Raw genomic sequence first — 21,021 nt, 5'->3', positions numbered from 1 at the left:
CGGAGCCAGGGTGGGTGCCGGGTGGAAAGGGCGACGGGCGCCTCTCCACCCAGGGGTGGAGAGGCGCCCGTCGGGAGCCGCGGCCGGCTCAGGTGTCGATGCGCGAACGGTCCAGAGTGGACGCGGAGTTGGTGATGAACTCCTTACGGGGGGCGACTTCGTTGCCCATGAGGAGGTCGAAGGCCTTCTCCGCCGCTTCGAGATCACTGATGTTGATGCGGCGCAGGGTGCGGTGGCGCGGGTCCATGGTCGTCTCGGCGAGCTGGTCGGCGTCCATTTCACCCAGGCCCTTGTAGCGCTGGATGCTGTCCTTGTAGCGGACCTTCTTGCGCTGGAGCTCGAGCAGCGTCTGGCGCAGCTCGTTGTCCGAGTACGTGTAGATGTACTTCTCCTGGCCCTTCTTGGGGTTGATCAGTTCGACGCGGTGCAGCGGCGGGACGGCGGAGAAGACCCGGCCCTGCTCGACCATGGGCCGCATATAGCGCTGGAAGAGGGTCAGCAGCAGGCAGCGGATGTGGGCGCCGTCGACATCCGCGTCGGCCAGGAAGATGACCTTGCCGTAGCGGGCGGTGTCGATGTCGAACGTGCGGCCGGATCCGGCCCCTATGACCTGGATGATGGAGCCGCACTCGGCGTTCTTGAGCATGTCCGAAACCGATGACTTCTGGACATTCAGAATCTTGCCGCGGATCGGCAGCAACGCCTGGAATTCCGAATTCCGGGCCAGTTTTGCGGTACCGAGCGCCGAGTCGCCCTCGACGATGAACAGTTCGCTGCGGTCGACGTCGTCGCTGCGGCAGTCCGCGAGCTTGGCCGGCAGCGAGGAGGACTCCAGCGCCGTCTTCCGCCGCTGGGCCTCCTTGTGCTGACGGGCGGCGATACGCGTCCGGGCCGCGGCGACGATCTTCTCCATGACGGCGCGCGCCTGCTGCTTGTCGTCCCGCTTCGTGGACGTCAGGAACGCCTTGAGTTCCTTGCTCACCACCTGGGCGACGATCCGCGAGGCGGCGGAGGTGCCGAGCACCTCCTTGGTCTGACCCTCGAACTGCGGCTCCGCGAGTCGTACGGTCACGACGGCGGTGAGGCCCTCCATGGCGTCGTCCTTGACGACGTCGTCCTCGGCGACGCGCAGCAGCTTGCTCGATCGCAGCGCCTCATTGACGGTCTTGGCCACCGACCGCTCGAAGCCGGATACGTGGGTGCCGCCCTTGGGCGTCGCGATGATGTTGACGAACGACTTGACCGTCGCGTCGTAGCCGGTGCCCCAGCGCAACGCGATGTCGACGGCCAGTTCCCGGGTGACCTCGGTCGGTGTCATGTGGCCGCGGTCGTCGAGGACCGGCACGGTCTCCTTGAAGGTGCCCTGGCCGGTCAGCCGGAGCACGTCGCAGACGGCCTTGTCCTGCGCAAGGTACTCGCAGAATTCACTGATGCCGCCGTCGTAGCGGAACGTCTCTTCGCTCTTGCCGGCGCCGTCGATGCCCCGCTCGTCACGGACGACCAGGGTCAGGCCCGGCACGAGGAACGCCGTCTGGCGGGCGCGGGCGTACAGGGTGTCCAGGGAAAGCTTGGCGTCCTTGAGGAAGATCTGCCGGTCGGCCCAGTAGCGCACCCGGGTGCCGGTCTTCGTCTTGGCGATCCGCTTGCCCTTGAGCAGGCCGTTGCCCGGGTCGAACGGGGCGTCCGGGCCCGATTCGGTGAAGATCCCGGGGACGCCGCGGCGGAAGCTGATCGAGTGCGTCTTGCCGTTAAGGTCCACCTCGACGTCGAGCCGCGCGGAGAGCGCGTTGACGACCGAGGCGCCGACACCGTGCAGCCCGCCGGAGGCTGCGTACGCGCCGCCGCCGAACTTTCCACCGGCGTGCAGCTTGGTCATCACGACCTCGACGCCACTGAGGCCGGTCTTGGGCTCGACGTCCACGGGGATGCCGCGGCCGTTGTCCCTGACCTCCACCGACCCGTCGTCGTGGAGGATCACCTCGATGTGGTCGCAGTAGCCGCCCAGCGCCTCGTCGACGGAGTTGTCGATGATCTCCCACAGGCAGTGCAAGAGGCCTCGACTGTCCGTCGAGCCGATGTACATGCCTGGGCGCTTTCGGACGGCCTCGAGCCCCTCGAGGACAAGCAGATGCCGCGCGGTGTAGTTGGAACCGTCCCGGTCTGCCCCGGTCAGCACTGCGGTGGACGGCACGGACATCTCGGCGGTCACGCGGTTCGCTCCTCGCTGAATTTCTGGCAGTCCGCATTCCGCGGACTCTGTTGTGGCGGTGTCGCCCGTCAGAGGGTACCGAGGCCTGGTAGAGCCGATGTGACGCCACCCGTAAGCATGCCCATGGTAGTAGAATTTCGCTCGTACGTTCGATCCCTCGATGGGGTGACGTCCGAGTGACGTGCACATCACGTTCCCTTCGAGGCATGAACCATTTAGGCTCCGGGCACGTCCTCATCAACAACCGGCAAGCCAGCCGGGAGGACGGACGCAACAACCAACGTGAATCAGACCACCAAGCAATACGGCTCATTCGCCGCCACCCGGCAGCACCCGGCCCCCTCGGAGAATTTTTTCGAGGAAAAGGCACGAGCGGGAACGTTTTCGGCCTGGTTGGATGTTGACCCTGGTACGACAGCTCGTCGAGCTAGAGAAGAGGCGACGTGACTACTGTTCTGACACCCGCGAGCCCGCTGACGGCCGCTGACCGCTGCGACCGCTGCGGCGCCCAGGCATACCTGCGCGTCGTCCTGATGTCCGGCGGAGAACTGCTCTTCTGCGCCCACCACGGTCGCAAGTTCGAGCCAGAACTCAAGAAGATCGCCGCGGAAATACAGGACGAGACGGAGCGGCTGACCGCTTCTCCGGCGTCCGCGTCCGAAGAGGAACGCTGACACATCGCATCCACGACGAGCGAGCAGCGGCCCAGCGCCGTACCGCGGGCGGTTCCCCGACACCACAGGGGACACCGCCCGCACTCGTACGCCCACACGCGCCTGTAAGCCCCCCGCGCGACTCAGTCGGCGCCATGTGCGGACACCGCCGGGAGAAGCGCCGAGGCGCGCGTATAGACCCCGGGACTGCCGGGCTGACCGCAGCCGGTCCCCCATGACACCAGGCCCACCAGCCGTCCGCGCACGACGAGCGGCCCACCGCTGTCCCCCTGGCAGGCGTCCCGGCCGCCGGCCGGCTCCCCCGCGCACAACATCGTCCGCGCCCGGTACGCGCCGTCGGCACTGCCCGGATACGCCTTCGCACAGACCGCATCGGGCAGCACATTGACGTGCGCCGCCCGCAGCCGGGACGCATAGCTGCCCCCGCCCGTGGTGTCCCCCCAGCCGTAGACCGTGGCCGCGCTGCCGGCACGGTAGGCGCTGTCCTGCCGTCCCGCTATCGGGATGGGGCGGTTCGGAACCGGCTTGGTCAGCGTGAGGACAGCCATGTCACCGTCGTTCGTGTAGCTGTCGTAGCGCGGGTTGACCCAGATTTTCGCGGGCTTGAGCTCCTGGCCGCCGGCACCGCTGATCTTGTCGCGTCCGACGACGACCTTCAGGTCCCGCACCTGCTTCCAGGGGATCCCCAGGACCTCCTTGCTCAGACAGTGCGCCGCTGTCACCACCGTCGAGTGCCCGACGAGCACACCACCACAGAATTGCCCGGAGCGCTGGGCCCCGAAGCGTTCGTGGGAGGTCAGCGCCACCGCCCAGGGGCTCTGCGACAGCGGTGCCGGCTTTCCGCCGATCACCGACTCGTCCGCAGCCGCCGATGTCGGCAGGACGAGGGCCAGCGCGAGGGCTCCGAGGGCAGCATGTGCGGTCGGACGCATTCGTACTCCTGACTCTGGGGCAATGCGCGCACACCCAGAGTGACCCAAACGGCGGCCGCGCGCACTCCGGAACAGGCGCGAGCCCGGCCCCTCCAGCTAGGAGTGACCGGGCTCGTGGCGCTCTTTTGGGCGGTTGGACTAGTCGAGGTAGTCGCGCAGCACCTGCGAGCGAGACGGGTGACGCAGCTTCGACATCGTCTTCGACTCGATCTGACGGATCCGCTCACGCGTGACGCCGTAGACCTTGCCGATCTCGTCCAGCGTCTTGGGCTGACCGTCGGTGAGCCCGAAGCGCATGGACACGACGCCGGCCTCACGCTCGGAGAGAGTGTCCAGCACCGAGTGCAGCTGCTCCTGGAGAAGCGTGAAGCTGACCGCGTCGGCCGGGACGACCGCCTCGGAGTCCTCGATGAGGTCACCGAACTCGCTGTCGCCGTCCTCGCCCAGCGGGGTGTGCAGCGAGATCGGCTCACGGCCGTACTTCTGGACCTCGATGACCTTTTCGGGGGTCATGTCGAGTTCCTTGGCCAGCTCCTCCGGGGTGGGCTCGCGGCCCAGGTCCTGGAGCATCTGGCGCTGGACGCGCGCGAGCTTGTTGATGACCTCGACCATGTGGACGGGGATACGGATCGTACGGGCCTGGTCGGCCATGGCACGGGTGATGGCCTGGCGGATCCACCACGTGGCGTAGGTCGAGAACTTGTAGCCCTTGGTGTAGTCGAACTTCTCGACCGCACGGATCAGACCGAGGTTGCCCTCCTGGATCAGGTCCAGGAAGAGCATGCCGCGGCCCGTGTACCGCTTGGCCAGGGAGACGACCAGACGGAGGTTGGCCTCCAGGAGGTGGTTCTTCGCCCGGCGGCCGTCCTCGGCAATGATCTCCAGCTCGCGCTTGAGCTTCGGTGCGAGCTTGTCGGAGTTCGCCAGCTTGTCCTCGGCGAACAGGCCCGCCTCGATGCGCTTGGCGAGCTCCACCTCCTGCTCGGCGTTGAGGAGCGGGACCTTACCGATCTGCTTGAGGTAGTCCTTGACCGGGTCGGCGGTGGCACCGGCCGCGGCGACCTGCTGCGCAGGCGCGTCGTCCTCGTCGTCGTCGGACAGGACGAAACCGGCGTTCTCCGTGCCCTCGGCGGCCTCGGGAGTGTCGCCCTTGCCGGGCGCCGGGGTCTCCTCGGTCACCTCGTCGTCGAGCAGCTCGTCGGCGTCCTTCTTGGACGCGGTCTTCTTTGCGGTGGCCTTCTTGGCCGTGGTCTTCTTCGCGACCGTCTTCTTGGCGGTCGCCTTCTTCGCCGCTGCCTTCTTCGCAGGCGCGGACTCGGACTCACCGGCCGGGTCGTCCGCCACAGGGGCGGGGTCCGCGGCCGCGGTGGTCTTCTTGACCGTGGCGGTCTTCGCCGCGACGGTCTTGGTGGCGGTGCGCTTCGCCGGACTCTTCGCTGCGACGCTCTTGCGGGTGCGCTTGGGCGCCTCTGCGGCACTGACCATCAGCGTCACACCCTCCTCGTCGAGGATCTGGTTGAGGCTGCGCAGAACGTTCTTCCACTGGGTTGGCGGAATCTGGTCAGCCTCGAAGGCCCGACGCACGTCATCGCCGGCGATCTGCCCATCTGCCTTTCCCCGCTCGATGAGCGCCATCACAGACTCGGACTCGGCGATCTCCGGCGGGAGCGTACGGGATGTGCTGGCCGACACGAACAACCTCTCGGAACGATGGAAACGGCTTCCGACCCCGTCCAATGTGGATCGGAGCCGACGACCGCCGGTGGGGATGGACCGACGGCGCAGGGGCAACCGGGGAGTTGAACAGCGTCACGAACGCCGCTCGTATTCCCTCCTCGGCTATCACCTCTTAAGTCATCGCGCTTCCCGGAAGAGCGTTACGCCCAATCTGCGTGGCCCGAGTCACACCCCATAACGACCCATTCCCAGTCATATGACATGCAACCCTCCCAAGACCTGTCGCCGGATCCGGTCGACGACCCGGATCCGGCGATGTGTGTGCGCCTCGCCGCGTACGGCGTGCCCTGCCCGAGGGGTGCGCAGGGCACGGGGGCCGCGCGGCGCCTACGGTCCGTACACGGTCGGGTACGGACCTTCAGTGCTCGCGGGGCGCGGGGACGACGTGGTCCACGGGCGTCCCGGAGCCCTGGCCCACGATCTCGCCATGGGCGGCGAGGAGCTGGCGCATCGCGGATTCGGCCGCCGTGGCATCGCCGGAGCCGATGGCGTCGACGACCCGCATGTGCTGGCCCACGGACGTCTCGACCGGTCGCTCACAGCCGCCGGCGGCGCCGCCGGAGACGTGCAGGGCGGAGGAGACGATGCCCGAGAGGTGCTCGAGCATGCGGTTGCCTGCGAGCTGTAGCAGCAGCGAGTGGAACTCGGCGTCCGCGCGGGAGAAAGTCATGGTGTCGCCCTGGGCGGCGGAGTGACCCATGATCTCGACCATGTCGGCCAGCCGCTGCTGGATGTCCTCACGGCCGTGGCCGGCGGCGAGCCGGGCGGCGAGGGGGTCGATCGTCCAGCGCAGCTCACAGAGCTCGCGGCGCTGGTCGTCGCGCTGGGGCCCGTAGGCCCGCCACTCGATGATGTCGGGGTCGAGGAGGTTCCAGTCGCTTACCGGGCGTACTCGGGTGCCCACGTTGGGGCGAGCGCTGACGAGGCCCTTGGCCTCCAGGACTCGCAGCGACTCACGGACGACGGTGCGGGATACCTCGAAGCGCTGGCCGATCTCCTCGGGGACGAGTGGGCGGTCGGCGCCGAGATCGCCGGAGACGATCATCTGGCCGAGCTGTTGGACGAGTTGGCCGTGCAGGCCGCGGCCGCGGCTGCCGGCCGCGCGACGGCCGACCCGGCCGATGTCTGCCTCGGAGCTGTCCCAGACCTGCGAAACGCGCTCGGCGCGGTCATGGCCGGCTGCGTTGTTGGCGTTCGCGGCGTTGGCGGCGTTGGCGTAGGGGTAGCGGTCAAGCTCGCCCGGGCCTGCGAGGCCGGTGTCGCCGGGGCGAGCCGCGGTCATCATGGTGTGCGCAAGGGTACTCACGCATCTTTTGTCGGCGACACCCTGAACACCCTTGAGGTCTTTGGTGAAAAGCACACGAAAGGGTGATCGCCCCCCATCCCCGAATTGACGCTTTATCGGAAAGAAATGCGCTCTCCATGGAGAGTTGTGGACAGCGACCACAACAACAGGGCGCCAAAATACATGCCTTACTCGATCAGCAGAAGAAGCCGGGAAGCGCCGCGGCCGCATATCCGCAGACCAGACGGGTTGGCGACAACATCCGTGCACCGCCTACGGGTTGGCGTGCGCACCGCATCATGAACAGATGCGTCTTGGTCGATTCCGAACGGGCACTTGACGCAGCCACCGGGCGGCAGGTGACGGCCTCGACAGAAGCGTTGCGACAGAGCTCGCCGACAATCCCGGTGCGGTGGAAAGAAATACACCGACGGCCAATAAGCCGGCCCGAACGCGACGGTCCGCGGCCCCGCCCAACTGACTGCGAGCACAGGGCACTCGATAAGGCCGGCGGCACGCTCCGCCGCAAAAGCGGCGACGGATCCGAGGGCGGCAGGGCAGAGGCGACCGGTCCGCCGGCAGGACAGACAGTCACCGGCCAGGCCGGTCGCTAGCGGGCCGGGGAGGGCAGGGGCGAGGGGTACCGCTCACCCGGAGGCGTCGATGACGGTCGATGCAGGCTGCGGGCCGCGGGGGCGATCGGGCCGCCCGGCGATGCGGGACGTCGCCCCTTGGCGGGGCGTGAGGCCGGTCGGACACTGCAAGGGAGACGAAGGGGCCCACCCGGTCACAGTACCGCCATATGTCCTATTTTCCCGCAATTAGCCAATTTTGACGGTTCGCCGTGTCGCTGCGCGTGAGCCTCAGCCCCTGCGGCGACGTGGGTCCTGGCCGGGCTCAGACCTCGGGACGCAGCATCGGCGGGTTGAGCAGCGTCGCTCCCCCGGCCCGGAACAGCTGTGCGGGGCGGCCGCCCTGACGCGTCGTCGTGCCGCCCGTGGGCACGAGGAACCCGGGGGTGCCGGTCACCTTGCGGTGGAAGTTACGGGGATCCAAGGCAACGCCCCAGACCGCCTCGTACACGCGGCGCAGCTCGCCCACGGTGAACTCCGGCGGGCAGAAGGCCGTGGCGAGCGAGGAGTATTCGATCTTCGAGCGGGCGCGCTCCACGCCGTCGGCAAGGATCCGGGCGTGGTCGAAGGCCAGCGGGGCCGCCATCTCGCCCTCGCGGGTGAGGGTGTCATCCTGCTCCAGCAGGGTCTCCACGGGTGCCCAGCGCGCGCTGTGGGCGTCGCCGCCGGCCTTGGGAGCGGGCAGGTCGGGGGCGAGTACCAGGTGCGCGACGCTGACGACCCGCATCCGAGGGTCCCGCTTGGGGTCGCCGTACGTGGCGAGCTGTTCGAGGTGTGCGCCGTACACAGGGGACGGGCCCGCCGGGGACTGGGCGTGCAGACCGGTCTCCTCGGCGAGCTCCCGGGCTGCCGCCTCCTCGAGGTCCTCATCGGCCCGGACGAATCCACCCGGCAGGGCCCAGCGGCCCTGGAACGGCGGCTCACCACGGCGTACGGCCAGCGCGCACAGGGCGTGGCGGCGCACGGTGAGCACGACCAGGTCGACGGTGACGGCGAAGGGCGGGAAGGCCGACGGGTCGTAGGGAGGCATGGGCGTGATCATAGTCGTCCGCTTGACGATAAACAGGCCTGGAGCACCTCACGAACCCAGTTGCAGGCCTTCCGCCGCCGTCTCCACCATCCCCATGCCGAGTCTGCTGATCCGTACGGCGAACGGCTGCTCCGCGACGCTCAGGCCGGTGAGCTGCATCGCGCCGAGCGGGGCCGTGGCGAGCGGCCGCACGGACACCGTCCCGGCGGGGACGTCCGGCCGCAGGCCCGCGAGGGCGACGAGTATGTGCACTGCGCCGCCTGCCGCCACGGCAGCCGGCCGGCAGGCCGCCGGGTGCGGTACGGGGGCGCCGCCGGTCGTGCGCTGCTCGCCCGCGTACATCTCGGGGAGGCGGTACCCGAAGCTGTCCGCGGCGTCGAGGATGCCTCTGGTCAGGGCGCCTGCCGCCTGCTCATGGCCGGCCGCGGCCAGACCCGCGGCGGCGATCGCCGTCTCGTGGACGCGGACCGCGCCGCTGCGGTGGCCGAACGGGTTGTAGCCGCTCTCCTTGGCGCTCAGCCCGCGCAGGCCCCACCCGGAGTCCATGGCCGGGCTGCCCAGCAGTCCGGCCAGCTGGTCGGTCTGTGCCGCGTCCAGCAGTCCGCGGGCCGAAGTCCCGCCGCCGAGCAGTCCGGTGTCGAGGAGATGGGCGGTGGTGGAGCCGAGGTGCGGGACGGGCCGGCCGTCGGCGGTGAGCAGGGCGGCGGGACGGCCGCCCGCAGAGTCCTCCAGCCAGAAGTCCCTGCGGAACCTGATACGCAGTCCTGTGGCCCAGTCCCGTAACGCCGACGCGTCGGATGATCCGCAGGCATCGAGGAGATCGGCGCCCAGGAGGGCGGCGCGATAAGCATGGGCCTGGGTCTCGCAGCGGTACGGTCCGCCGGGCACGGGATCGGGGACGTAACCGCCGCGGCCGCCGCCCGGCGGGTCGGTCACCCTCCTCAGCCATGTCAGGCAGCGCTCCGCGGCCGGCAGCAGCCGCTCCGTCTCCCGCTCGGGCAGGCCCCAGCGGCGGGCCTCCGCGAGAACGGCGGGGAACAGAAGAGTTGCCTCGATGCCGGTGCAGCTCGGTGGTGAGTGCGGCCCGGCGTCCCGGAGAGCGCCGGGAATTCGGCCGAAATCCGCCCCTGGTGCGGCTTGTTGGCTATGGGCGAGCAAGCGCAGAGTGCCCGCGGTGAGCTTGGTGCCCAGGGGCAGGAGCATCCGGGCGGCCCACAGCGCTTCGACCGGTGCAAGGCCGCAGCGCCAAGGGAATCCGCCGGCGACGTACATGTCCGCAGCGGCAATCGGATCCCGCATCACCAGGCCATGGAGGTCGTCGAGACTGCTCGCCATGAGGGCGTCGGCTCGGTGGTCGTCGCACTCCAGCCGGGCCGCTGTCCAGGGGCGCGGCGGCCGGTCGCTGCGTGTCCGCGGAGTGAGCGCCCCCGTGCGCGGGCCGGGGATATTGACGCCCACCGGATACCGGTGGTGACCCGAGGGGCTGCCCGGGCCGCCGGTCCCGTATTCCAGTGCGGCGCGGAGTTCGATAGTGCGGCGGCCGCCGGGTGGCAGGTCGATTTCCCAGCGCAACAGGCCGGGCGAGGCCAGTGAGTCCTCCGGCGACGGCGTCGTGGACACCACCGCGTGCACACCGCCGTTACCGGACCAGCGAAGCCCGGAGCCGTGAACAGCGGCCCGTAGTTCCCGGCCCGGGAGTCCGACGGCGACGGATCCGAGCTCCGCGAGGTCCGTGCCCAGCCGGATCTCGACCGGCAGCCGGAGGGGCCGCGCGGAACTGCTGCGGAGCGTGATCTGTTCGGTGCCGTCGGCGGACCGCAGCCGCTCCATGCGGATCTCCGGGTCCGGCCCACGCTCTCCGGCCCTGCGGATCGTCCCGATGAACCGGGCCCGGTCCGCACCGGTCAACCGCCCTTGGACGATGAGCGGTTCATCGCCCGCGACCCGCAGTTCGCAGCGGGACAGGACCCGCCGGCCGTCTCGGTAGAAGCCGTCCATGCCGTGGCCGGTCAGCTGCCCCGACGCCGGGGACACAGCGAGGGCCGGGAGGGCCACACAGACGAGTGAGGAGTGGACGGGTTGGGGTTGCGGGGCCCGGGGCGGCGCCGGGCGCCGCTCTCCGGACAGCCGGTGGGCCGGCTGAGTAGTGGGGACGATGCCTGGCACGCTCTGCGCTCCCTGGTGAGGTCGGGGCTCCCTATGGGTTGCTCCACTCAGGTGAACGGTGCGGCCGGCGCACAGGTCACGCCGGCCGCGCACCGACGGAACGGTCACCGGCGGCTCCGGTCGCCGTCCCGCCCGGCCCGGCGCCTGCCCCGCCCGTCCGTCGTACGGCTACCGGGGCCCGTGCCACCACGTGGTCCCCGCGGCCGGCCGGCCGGCCCGGGGCGGGTCGGCGCAGGGCGCTTCGTGGGCTGCCGGGTGTCCTTGGCGGCGGGCGCGGGGGCGGCGGGCCGGGGTTCGCCGGCGGCCTCCCGGTGCTGTTCGCGCAGACAGCGGCGCAACGGCTCCGGGTCGAGGCCTTCGTTGACGGCGCGGTGCAGCAGTTGGGCGAAGGTGTAGTCGGGGTCGATGGCCAAGGCGCAGCTGAGGGCGACGCGCGCCGAGGGTCCGTCCTCGGTGGACCAGCAGACCCAGCCCGCGAGGGTGAGCGGTGCCACCGCGTGTTCGGCATAGCCGCCGGCGCAGCGGCGGGCGAGGGCACGCCAGAGCCGAAGGGCCGGCGCGGCAGCGGCGCCGTCCATCCACTCCGCCGCCCGGTCACGGGTGACCCGGTCCTGGAGGCCGAGGATCAGATCGGCGGCCTCGGCATCGGTGATCAGCGCGTCGTCACAGGCGTCCCTGGCCCGGTTGCTGCCCGAGGGAGTGTCCTGGCGGAACCGGTGGATCATGGCGCCGGCCAGGTCGAGGGTGGCCCGGCGGACGGCCGCCGCGTCGTCCCGCCGGAGCATGCGCGGAACCAGCGCGCCGGCGGCCGCGTCCAGCGCCTTCTCCTGCTCGGCAGCCCGCGGCCCGGTACGGGGCGTGAGCCTGGCCTCCATCTCCTTGAGCGAGCCGCGCACCTGCATTCCCGCGTAGGCGGCGGCCGCGGCCATCACGGACGTGCCCGGCATGACCATGGGTGTGCCCTCCGCCGGGCAGCACCGGAAGTCGGGGCAGCAGTAGGACCAGAAGCGGCCGTTGGAGAGGCACAGGGCTTCCAGGACCGGTACGTCAAGTGCGCCGCAGGCGGTGCGCAGCCGCTGGGCGAGCGGGCGGAGGCGGTCCTTGACGTCCTTGCCGCTCTCGCCCGCCGCCGGCTCCTGGCAGAGGTAGACGATGATCGCCGCGGGCCGGGCCTCACGCTCCTGACCTGCGGAGATCAGACACTCGGCAAGCTGGTCGGCGACATCGGGCCACTGCACGGTGTCGGTCGGGATGCCGAGCCTGACCCGGCCGCCGAAGCGTCCGCGCTCGCCGTTCAGCGCGACCATCACGATGCTGTCGTCCGGATAGAAACCCATGAGGTACGGCAGGGCGTCGGCGAGCTCGGCCGGGCCGCGCAGAGTGACCTGGGCCTCGGCGGGCTGGTCCTTGACCGCGTCGGCAGGGGCGGAAGAGTGGGAGGAGTGGGACGGGGCTGCGGAGCCGGTGAGGTGGGACGTGGGCGAGGAGGCGGCGGGGTCGGAGGAGTTGGAGGGGTTGGTGGCTTTCTCGGGGCCGGGCGGGCTGGAGGCTTCTGCCGGGCCCCGGGGGGCGATGGGTGCCGTGGGGGCGGAGGATCCGGATGAGCTGGGCGGGTCGGCGGGGGCCTGCGGCTTCGGTGTGTGGGGAGAGCGAGGAGAGTTCGGCGGGTTGGCCGCGGAAGGGGTGACGGTCGTGGGGGTGGAGGGGATGTCGCCGGTGCGCTTGCTCGGTTCGCTGTGCGGATTCATGGCTCGAAGATCCCGCGGTCGGCCGCCGCTCCGCGACCCCTGTGGATAACTCTCGGGCGACGAGGTTATCCACAGCTTCGGGCGGGCGTTCGCGCGTTGTCAGTGGCATCGGGTTGCATGGGGGCATGAGCAACGAAGATCTGCGTGCCGCAGCCGATGCCGTCCTGACCCGACTCGTCGGGGATCCCAGCGGCGAGGCCAGGCTGCGCGAGGATCAGTGGCGGGCGATCGAGGCGCTGGTCGCCGACCACCGCCGCGCCCTGGTCGTGCAGCGCACAGGCTGGGGCAAGTCCGCGGTCTATTTCGTCGCGACGGCGCTGCTGCGCGAGCGTGGCAGCGGCCCGACCGTGATCGTCTCCCCGCTGCTCGCGCTGATGCGCAATCAGGTCGAGGCGGCCGCGCGGGCCGGCATCCGTGCTCGCACGATCAACTCGGCCAACACCGAGGAGTGGGACACGGTCCAGGCCGAGGTAGCGGCCGGCGACGTGGATGTCCTGCTCGTAAGCCCCGAGCGGCTCAACAACCCCGATTTCCGCGATCAGGTGCTGCCCAAGCTCGCGGCGGCGACCGGTCTGCTGGTGGTCGACGAAGCGCACTGCATCTCCGACTGGGGCCATGATTTCCGTCCGGACTACCGGCGGCTGCGCACGATGCTCGCCGATCTTCCGCCCGGTGTGCCCGTGCTCGCCACCACCGCCACGGCCAACGCGCGGGTGACCGCCGATGTCGCCGAGCAGCTCGGGACGGGCGAGGGCTCCACCGAGGCGCTGGTGCTGCGCGGGCCGCTGGACCGGGAGAGCCTGAGCCTGGGCGTCCTCCCCCTGCCGGACGCCGCGCACCGGCTCGCCTGGCTTGCGGACCATCTGCACGAGCTGCCGGGCTCGGGGATCATCTATACGCTCACCGTTGCCGCTGCCGAGGAGGTCACGGCCTTCCTGCGCCAGCGGGGGCACACGGTCTCGTCGTACACCGGCAAGACGGAGAACGCCGACCGTCAGCAGGCCGAGGACGATCTGCTCGCCAACCGCGTCAAGGCGCTGGTCGCGACCTCGGCGCTGGGCATGGGCTTCGACAAGCCCGACCTGGGTTTCGTGGTGCATCTGGGCTCGCCGTCGTCCCCCATCGCGTACTACCAGCAGGTGGGCCGGGCCGGCCGTGGGGTCAAGCACGCCGAGGTGCTGCTGCTGCCCGGACGGGAGGACGAGGCGATCTGGAAGTACTTCGCGTCACTGGCGTTCCCGCCCGAGGAACAGGTGCGGCGGACCCTGGACGTCCTTGCGGCCGCCGGCCGCCCGGTGTCACTGCCGGCCCTGGAGCCGCAGGTCGAACTGCGCCGCTCGCGCCTGGAGATCATGCTCAAGGTGCTCGACGTGGACGGCGCCGTGCAACGCGTCAAGGGTGGCTGGACGTCCACCGGCCGTCCGTGGTCGTACGACGCCGAGCGCTATGCATGGGTGTCGCGGCAGCGCGAGGCCGAACAGCAGGCGATGCGGGAGTACGCCACCACAACGGGCTGCCGGATGGAGTTCCTGCGGCGGCAGTTGGACGACGAGGCGGCCGTCGCGTGCGGGCGCTGCGACAACTGCGCCGGGGCCCGGTTCACCACCGAGGTGTCCGCCACATCGCTGGATGCGGCGCGCGGTGAACTGGGACGGCCCGGTGTGGAAGTGGAGCCGCGGCGCATGTGGCCCACGGGGCTGCCGGCCGTCGGCGTCGACCTCAAGGGGCGTATCCCGGCAGGTGAGCTGGCCGCGACCGGCCGGGCCCTGGGACGGCTCTCCGACATCGGGTGGGGCAACCGCCTGCGCCCGATGCTCGCACCACAGGCTCCGGACGGTCCGGTACCGGACGATGTGGCGGCCGCCGTGGTCACGGTGCTCGCCGACTGGGCCAAGGGGCCGGGTGGTTGGGCCTCGGGTGCGGCTGATGCACCGGCCCGCCCGGTGGGCGTCGTCGCGCTCTCCTCGCGCAGCCGCCCACAGCTGATCCGGTCACTGGCCGAGCGGATCGCCGCGGTCGGCCGCATGCCGTTCCTGGGCGCGGTGACCTCGGTGGACGACGGATTCGACGGCAGGGTTCCGCGTAGCAACAGTGCCCAGCGGCTGCGTGCTCTGCACGGTTCGCTGAGCGTGCCGCCGGAGCTGGCGCAGGCTCTGGCGTCGGCGGGCGGCCCGGTGCTGCTGGTGGACGACTTCGCCGATACCGGCTGGACACTGGCGATGGCCGCCCGGCTGCTGCGCCGGGCGGGCGCGAAGGGGGTGTTTCCGCTGGTCCTCGCCGTACAGGGCTAGGAGCGGTACGGCACGGCGCGGCCCGACGCGACGGCAGGCGGGGACATTTGCCGCTCCCCGGGCGATTCCGGTCGTGGGCGGGAATCGCCCGTTGCCGCATGCCTGTACGGCCGCGAGAATTAGAGCTGCTTCCCCATACCGGCCGTCCGTGGCCAGGCAGGGCCATGCCGTGGCGCGCTCCCGCGCTCGGCCGCCGCCCGACGTGCGGACGCGTAGACGATGGGAGGAACGTGTCCTTCGGCTTCGCCCCGCCCCAGCAGGTGTCCCCGCCCGCGTCCGCCGACCCCGCCGCCCGACTGGGACGGACGCTGGAGCCCGCCGAATGGGCCTCGGCAGGTATCCCGTTGCTGCGCAATCCCCGTGAGGTCGTCGCCGGCCTGCACGACCGTCACCGGCCGGTGCCGTCGACGGCCATCGTCGCGGTGCTCGACACGCACGAGCGGGTGGCGGCCAGCGCCTCGTTCACCGAGCTCACGGCTGCTCCCGATGGCTGGGAGTTCCGCAATGTACTGCTGGCGCATCTGCGCCGGGTCATCCCGCACGACCTGCGGCTGCGCGCGCCGGTCCGGACCGCCGTGCTGCTCTACTGCCGTGAGGGCGAGCCCCGTTGGACGGAGACGGACGGGGCATGGATGTGGGGGCTGCGCGACGCCTGCACCCTGCACGGGCTCCGCTGCGGGGCGTACATCGCCTTGACCCCGAACCGCTGGCAGGTACTGGGGGAGGGCCGGGGCGGGCGCCGCCCGAAAACGTCCTCCGTGGCCAAGCCGGTCACCGCATCGCGTCGCACGGGGGCGGGACATATGGAGGCGGGTCGCACGACGGCGGCGCGTCCGGATTCACCGCGTACGGATTCACCGCGTCGGGATTCGCCACATACGGATTCGCCGCGTACGGCCGCGGCTGTTCCCGTCACTCAGCACCGGTCGGCGCCGCGGCGCACGGGAGGCGGCGCACCGGAAGCCCATCGGCACACGGCGGCCCGCTGAGCAACCGGGCGGATGCGCGTTCGGCTTCCGGCACCGGCAGGTGATGCCGGGCCGGGCCGCCCCGCTCGGCGCTACCGCACATGCCGACCAGCCCACTCAGCGTTCCGGCTGCTCAGCGTTCCGGCACACGGGCAAGCCGCCCTGAGCAGCGCCCAATGCCGCCCGCAGCAGCCGCGCCCCTCGCCGAAGCGTGCGGCTCCCGAACCTCGTCCGTGCATGAGCGCAAGCAAGGACCGTGCGGGAGCCCGAGCGAGTCCCTCCAGGAACGCAAGCGAGCCCGACGGCCTCCAGGGCCGACGGGCTGTTGCGAACCGGCAGCGGTCAGGCGTGCGTGCCGAGAACGGTGTTGATTCGCTGCGGGTCGCCGCAGACGATCAGCAGCACTCCCGCACGGGCCATCGCCGCGGGCAGTGCCTGCGCGGTGACCTCGTCCGTACCGCCGTTGACGGCGACGACCACAACGGGCCGGCCGGTGGCACGCTCGGCGCCGGCGTCCGCGTAGAACACGTCGTCCGCGGCGTCATGTTGGGCCCAGTAGGACGCCTCACCGAAGGACAGTTCATGGGCGGCCCACGGGTGCGTTTCACCGGTGGTCAGCACCAGGATGTCGCTCGGCGCACGCCCGGAGTCCAGCAGCAGGTCGACGGCCTCGTCGGCGGCGTCGATGGCGCCGTCGGCGGGTGCCGGGATCAGCTGGAGCTGCGCTCCCGCGGCAGTGCCGGTCTTGCCGGCGGACGGCTGCGGGGAGCTGGTGCGCTGCGCCGGCGGAGCGGCGACAGGCCCACGCGGCGGGGCAGCAGGTCCGGGCTTGCCCGGACGGACACTGGACGCGGGAGCGCCACGCGGCGGCGCGGGGCGGGGACCGGGACCAGGAACAGGACGGGGGGTCGGCGCGGTACGGCCGGCGGCCGGAGTTGCGCGGGGACCCGGGACACTCTCGTGAATCTGAGGCTCCTCGGGGAAGAGAGGCATAAAGGGATGTCTATCAAACGTAAGTGCGGAACATGTCATCGGGTACCGAATTGATGTCCGCACCGCTCAGAAATCGAAGCCGAGTTGGCCACCGGCTTCCAGAGCGGCTGCTTCGGGGGTGATGCGCACCTTCTTCAGATGCCGCCACCGGGGCAGGGCGTCCATGTAGGACCACGACACTCGGTGGTGCGGCGTAGGACCGTACTCCTCCAGGGCGATGCGATGGGTCGGCGAGGGGTAGCCTGCGTTGGCCGCGAAGTCGAAGTCGGCGTACACCAGGCCCAGTTCGGCCATCATCGCGTCGCGCCGCACCTTGGCGATCACGGACGCGGCGGCGACCGCGATGCAGGACTGGTCACCCTTGATGACCGTGCGGACCCGCCATGGCGCGCCCAGGTAGTTGTGCTTGCCGTCGAGAATGATCGCGTCCGGCCGGACCGGCAGCGCCTCCAGGGCGCGTACGGCCGCGAGCCGCAGGGCCGCGGTCATGCCCAGCTCGTCGATCTCCTCCGGGGAGGAGTGCCCCAGGGCATACGACGTGATCCATTCGCCGAGCACCTCGCACAGTTCGGTGCGGCGCTTGGGGGTCAGCAGCTTGGAATCGGTGAGTCCGTCGGGCGGCCTGCGCAGGCCGGTGATGGCTGCGCAGACGCTGACCGGACCGGCCCACGCTCCGCGTCCGACCTCGTCGACACCTGCAACGATCTTGGCGCCCGTCGTGGCGCGCAATGATCGCTCGACGGAATGGGTGGGGGGCTCGTACGGCATGGCGCCAGCAAGGTTACGCCTATTCGGCTCAGCCGTCCGCACCGGATCCCCACCTGGTGGCCAACGATGTCGGCGACCGTGTGAGCGGGACGCGAACGGGACCGGCCGGTTCCGCTACCGATGGGTATGCGAGGCAGGCCGGTACCGGGCGCCGCCGTCCCCTTACCCCACGCGAGCCGTACCCGGTCAACTCACGGGCCGGGGCCGCCCGTTGGAGGGCGCAGGAAAGGCGGAAGCGGACAGGCCCCTGGTCACGGCGGGCGTGGGAGGGCAGCGGGTGAGACGGAACGACTGCGATCAGTCGGCGAGGGAGGGGGTCCAGGACGGGAGGGGCTCGGTGCCGTCCAGCCATGCCTCGGGCGGGCTCCCCGTGCGACCGGCGGCGACGATGCCGCCGACGATGGCGCAGGTGGTGTCGACGTCGCCGCCCGCCTGAGCCGTGGTCCAAAACGCCCGCTCGTAGTTGCCGATGTGCCGGGCCGCTGCCCAGAGGGTGAAGGGCACGGTGTCGTGGGCGCTGGTGCGTCGTCCGCACCCCAGGACCGCGGCGACGGTGCCGGAGTCGGCGTAGTCGAGCATGTCGCGGGCCCTGCGCAGCCCGGCCTGTACGGCGCTGCGCGGGATCAGCTCCAGCACGCCGTCCAGCAGCTGTTCGGGGCCGGTGTCGCGGTTCGGGTCGGCCACCAGGGCGGCCGCGGCGGCCACGGCCATGGCGCCGACGACGGCCTCGCGGTGCTGGTGGGTGGTGTAGGCGGAGATCTCCGCCTGGTGGGTGGCCTGCTCGGGGTCGTCGGCGTACCAGGCGCCGAGGGGAGCGATGCGCATGGCGGCGCCGTTGCCCCACGAGCCATGGCCGTTGAAGAGTCCGGAGGCCAGTTCACGCCAGTCGCCGCCCTCGCGGATCAGCCGCAGCATGCGGTTGACGGCCGGGCCGTAGCCACGGTCGAAGTCGTGGTGGTGGGCGAAGGAGCGGGCGAGGTCGTCCTGGTCGATCCGGCCATGGGCGGTGAGCACCGCCAGGACGGAGCAGGCCATCTCGGTGTCGTCGGTCCACTGCCAGGGGGCAGGGGGCAGCTCGCGGCGCTTGAGGGAGGGGTAATGGGCGGGGACGAAGAACTGGGATCCGAGGGCATCACCCACGGCGAGGCCGCGCAGGCTCGCCAGAGCCCGCGCACAGCGGTCTGCGTCACGGTGGTCGGGGGTCATCGCTGTGCACTCTAACCGGTGGTGCCATAAGGCTCGGGTTCACACCAGCGCTCGAAGGGCCGGTCGAGGGCGTAGCGGCCGTCCGGGCCGAGCAGCAGGGTGCGCCATTCCGCATTGCCGGGATTGGACAGTGACTCGAAATCGGCCACCGTCCAGTGGAACCACCGCATACAGAACAGCCGCATGGTGAGACCGTGCGTGACGATGAGGACGTTCGGCGGGTGGTGGGGGTCCTCGAAGCTGCGCCACAGGCTCTCCAGGAACGCCCCGACCCTGTCGTAGACATCCGCTCCGGACTCGCCCTGGGCGAAGCGGTAGAAGAAGTGGCCGTAGGCGTCACGGTATGCCTTCTGCCGTCGCACGTCGTCACGGTCCTGCCAGTTCCCCCAGTCCTGCTCGCGTAGCCGGGGCTCCTCGCGGACCCGGACCTTTGCCGGATCGAGGCCCAGTTGCCGGAAGGTCTGGTGGGTGCGGCGGTAGGGCGAGACATAGGCGGAGATCCGCTCGTCGCCGAACATTTCGCGCACCGGTCCACCGGCTTCCTTCGCCTGCCACAGCCCGGTCTTGGTGAGCGCGAGCGCATGATCGGGCTCCCGCTCGTACACGGTGTCGTCGACATTCCCCACCGACTCTCCATGGCGGATGAGGACGATGCGACGGGGCCGGGCCATGCCGCCAGCCTAAATCTCCTGCTTTGCACATGCCGCGCACAGCTGTCATCACGGCGTTGTCCCCGCACCCCGTCCCCTCCGCTGTCCACCTTCTGCCGGGCGGCCGTCGCGTATCTCGTAGGGGCGGCCGCCGAAGCGTCGTCGCAGCAGGCGGTCGTGGGAGACGACGACCAGCGCGCCGGGCCATGCCGACAGGGCCGTTTCGAGCTCTTCGACGAGGGTGAGCGCCAGATGGTTGGTCGGCTCGTCAAGCAGGAGAAGGTCCGCGGGACGGGCCAGCAGCCGGGCCAGCGCGAGCCGGCGCCGCTGACCGGCCGAGAGCGCCCCGACGGGCACAGGGAAGTCCCTTTCACGGAACAGGCCGAACGAGAGCAGCAGGGATGCCAGCTCCTCGGTGTCCCCGGCCAGACCGCGGCGGAACGCGGCGAACAGCGGCTCGGCGGGGCGGGAGACCGGTATTTCCTGTGCAAGGAAGCCGATCCGCCCTCGTCGCTGCACCGTCCCGCGGTCCGGCGGGACGACCCCCGCCAGGACACGGAGCAGCGTGCTCTTGCCCGCGCCGTTGGCGCCGTGGATCAGCAGGCGGTCACCGGCGGAGACGGTGAGGGAGTCCACCGCGAGCCGGTCCGCGACCCGCACCCCCTCGAGCCGGACGAGGGCACCCTCGGCCTCGCCGATTCCCGGTGCCGCCCGGAAGCGGAGCGGCTCGGGCGGTCTGGCGACCGGATTCTCCCGGAGCCTTTGCAACCGCTCCTGGGCATTACGCACTCGGCTGGACACGGAGGACTGGACACGGCCCTTGTCCCGGTCGTACGCCATCTTGTTGCCGTCCTTGATGGCCCGGCCCTGGGCGACGCTGCGTGCCCCGCCCGCGGCGAAGTCGGTGAGCTGCGCGATCCGTTCGCACCACCGGGCATGGTCCTGCTCCCAGCGCAGGCGGGCGGCGGCCTTCGTGGCGACGAAGGTGCCGTAACCGCCGCCGTAACGGACGAGGCTCCGGCGGTCGGCGTCCACTTCGACGATGGCGGTCGCGGTCCGCTGGAGGAAGAGCCGGTCGTGCGAGACGGCGAGGAGGGTGCCCCGGTGGGCGAGCAGGGCATCTTCCAGCCAGTCGAGTGCTGCGGCGTCGAGGTGGTTGGTGGGCTCGTCGAGAAGCATGACCTCGGGGCCGGCGGCGATCAGACAGGCCAGACCCAGCCGGGCCTGCTCGCCGCCCGAGAGGCCACCGAGCGGCCGGTCGTGGGCCAGCCGTGCCAGTCCCAGGGCATGCAGTGCCTTCTCGACACGGGCATCGGCTTCGTAGCCGCCGCGCAGCTCGAAGACGGTGAGCAGCTCGCCGTACTCCTCCAGCGCGCCCGGTGTGGCACGGCCGAGCCCGCTCTCCAGCGACCGCAGCCGGCGCTCCATTTCCCTGAGGTCCATCAGGGCGGCGTCTATCGCGTCCTGGACAGTGTGGTCCGGCGGGAGGTCGGGGGTCTGGCCGAGGTAGCCGATGCCGCCGTCGGCACGGACCACCACATGGCCCTCGTCGGGCCGCTCGACTCCGGCGAGGATGCGCAGCAGGGTCGACTTTCCGGCGCCGTTCTCCCCCACGATCCCCATACGTTCGCCGGGGCGTATCGACAAGGAGACACCGTCGAGCAGCAGCCGGTCCCCGTAGGACTTGGTGAGGTCGCGTAACGAGATCTGAGTGGGCAATCATCCTCCTCCA

15 protein-coding genes are annotated in these 21,021 nt (G+C 70.7%); 3 read left to right on the top strand and 12 right to left on the bottom strand.

All coding sequences use genetic code 11. The annotated features are described in order from the left end of the window. Window positions 1-88 precede the first annotated feature (88 nt). The gene (locus IF67_RS0128515; RefSeq protein WP_030990475.1) at window positions 89-2,209 is read right to left on the bottom strand and encodes a DNA gyrase/topoisomerase IV subunit B; all 2,121 of its coding nucleotides are present in this window, start codon (window positions 2,207-2,209) and stop codon (window positions 89-91) included. Between the two features lie 443 nt (window positions 2,210-2,652). Here IF67_RS0128515 and IF67_RS0128510 point away from each other — a divergent pair, with 443 nt between their 5' ends. Continuing rightward, window positions 2,653-2,883 carry a DUF7455 domain-containing protein gene (locus IF67_RS0128510; RefSeq protein WP_006602664.1) on the top strand — a complete coding sequence of 77 codons (231 nt, stop codon included), beginning with the start codon at window positions 2,653-2,655 and terminating at the stop codon, window positions 2,881-2,883. A gap of 122 nt (window positions 2,884-3,005) precedes the next feature. On the opposite strand, the gene IF67_RS0128505 is transcribed toward IF67_RS0128510, so the two are convergent. The 6 genes from IF67_RS0128505 to IF67_RS0128480 all read right to left on the bottom strand — a co-directional run bounded on the left by IF67_RS0128505 (window position 3,006) and on the right by IF67_RS0128480 (window position 12,413). After that, on the bottom strand, window positions 3,006-3,815 hold the full coding sequence (locus tag IF67_RS0128505; RefSeq protein ID WP_030990473.1) for a serine protease: 810 nt from the start codon (window positions 3,813-3,815) through the stop codon (window positions 3,006-3,008). A 138-nt stretch (window positions 3,816-3,953) separates the two neighbouring features. After that, complete coding sequence (locus IF67_RS0128500; protein WP_078889680.1) at window positions 3,954-5,513, bottom strand: RNA polymerase sigma factor; 1,560 nt, start codon at window positions 5,511-5,513, stop codon at window positions 3,954-3,956. Window positions 5,514-5,910: 397 nt separating this feature from the next. Beyond that, entirely contained in the window at window positions 5,911-6,912 is a 1,002-nt protein-coding gene (locus IF67_RS0128495; protein WP_063754400.1) for a FadR/GntR family transcriptional regulator, read from the bottom strand. Between the two features lie 822 nt (window positions 6,913-7,734). Then, on the bottom strand, window positions 7,735-8,499 hold the full coding sequence (locus tag IF67_RS0128490; RefSeq protein WP_030990466.1) for an NUDIX hydrolase: 765 nt from the start codon (window positions 8,497-8,499) through the stop codon (window positions 7,735-7,737). A gap of 48 nt (window positions 8,500-8,547) precedes the next feature. Beyond that, window positions 8,548-10,554, bottom strand: coding sequence for a glycogen debranching N-terminal domain-containing protein (locus IF67_RS0128485; RefSeq protein ID WP_030990462.1), 2,007 nt, complete (start codon window positions 10,552-10,554; stop codon window positions 8,548-8,550). Between the two features lie 215 nt (window positions 10,555-10,769). After that, window positions 10,770-12,413 (bottom strand): DUF4192 domain-containing protein, encoded by a 1,644-nt coding sequence (locus IF67_RS0128480; RefSeq protein WP_030990460.1) that lies wholly within the window; start codon window positions 12,411-12,413, stop codon window positions 10,770-10,772. A gap of 125 nt (window positions 12,414-12,538) precedes the next feature. On the opposite strand from IF67_RS0128480, the gene IF67_RS0128475 reads away from it, so the two are divergent. Together IF67_RS0128475 and IF67_RS0128470 are read left to right on the top strand one after the other, a co-directional pair. Further along, the gene (locus IF67_RS0128475; protein WP_030990457.1) at window positions 12,539-14,704 is read left to right on the top strand and encodes a RecQ family ATP-dependent DNA helicase; all 2,166 of its coding nucleotides are present in this window, start codon (window positions 12,539-12,541) and stop codon (window positions 14,702-14,704) included. 230 nt (window positions 14,705-14,934) lie between these two features. Further along, window positions 14,935-15,693, top strand: coding sequence for a hypothetical protein (locus IF67_RS0128470; protein ID WP_030990455.1), 759 nt, complete (start codon window positions 14,935-14,937; stop codon window positions 15,691-15,693). Between the two features lie 321 nt (window positions 15,694-16,014). Here IF67_RS0128470 and IF67_RS0128465 read toward each other — a convergent pair whose 3' ends face one another. The 5 genes from IF67_RS0128465 to IF67_RS0128445 form a co-directional block, all read right to left on the bottom strand. Next, a complete protein-coding gene (locus tag IF67_RS0128465) occupies window positions 16,015-16,665 on the bottom strand; it encodes a hypothetical protein (protein WP_030990454.1) in 651 nt (216 codons plus the stop codon). A gap of 66 nt (window positions 16,666-16,731) precedes the next feature. Beyond that, complete coding sequence (locus IF67_RS0128460; RefSeq protein WP_030990452.1) at window positions 16,732-17,433, bottom strand: ribonuclease HII; 702 nt, start codon at window positions 17,431-17,433, stop codon at window positions 16,732-16,734. A gap of 297 nt (window positions 17,434-17,730) precedes the next feature. Then, the gene (locus IF67_RS0128455; RefSeq protein ID WP_030990449.1) at window positions 17,731-18,639 is read right to left on the bottom strand and encodes an ADP-ribosylglycohydrolase family protein; all 909 of its coding nucleotides are present in this window, start codon (window positions 18,637-18,639) and stop codon (window positions 17,731-17,733) included. Window positions 18,640-18,650: 11 nt separating this feature from the next. Then, the gene (locus IF67_RS0128450) at window positions 18,651-19,310 is read right to left on the bottom strand and encodes a histidine phosphatase family protein (RefSeq protein WP_030990447.1); all 660 of its coding nucleotides are present in this window, start codon (window positions 19,308-19,310) and stop codon (window positions 18,651-18,653) included. A gap of 48 nt (window positions 19,311-19,358) precedes the next feature. Continuing rightward, window positions 19,359-21,008: an ABC-F family ATP-binding cassette domain-containing protein gene (locus tag IF67_RS0128445; RefSeq protein WP_030990445.1), complete on the bottom strand. Its 1,650-nt coding sequence runs from the start codon at window positions 21,006-21,008 to the stop codon at window positions 19,359-19,361. Window positions 21,009-21,021 lie beyond the last annotated feature (13 nt).

The sequence above is a fragment of the Streptomyces sp. NRRL S-1813 genome (genome assembly GCF_000719605.1).
GTDB lineage: Bacteria > Actinomycetota > Actinomycetes > Streptomycetales > Streptomycetaceae > Streptomyces > Streptomyces decoyicus.
The sequence above is the reverse complement of the archived record's forward strand: the minus strand, read 5'-3'. Positions and strand labels throughout refer to the sequence as shown.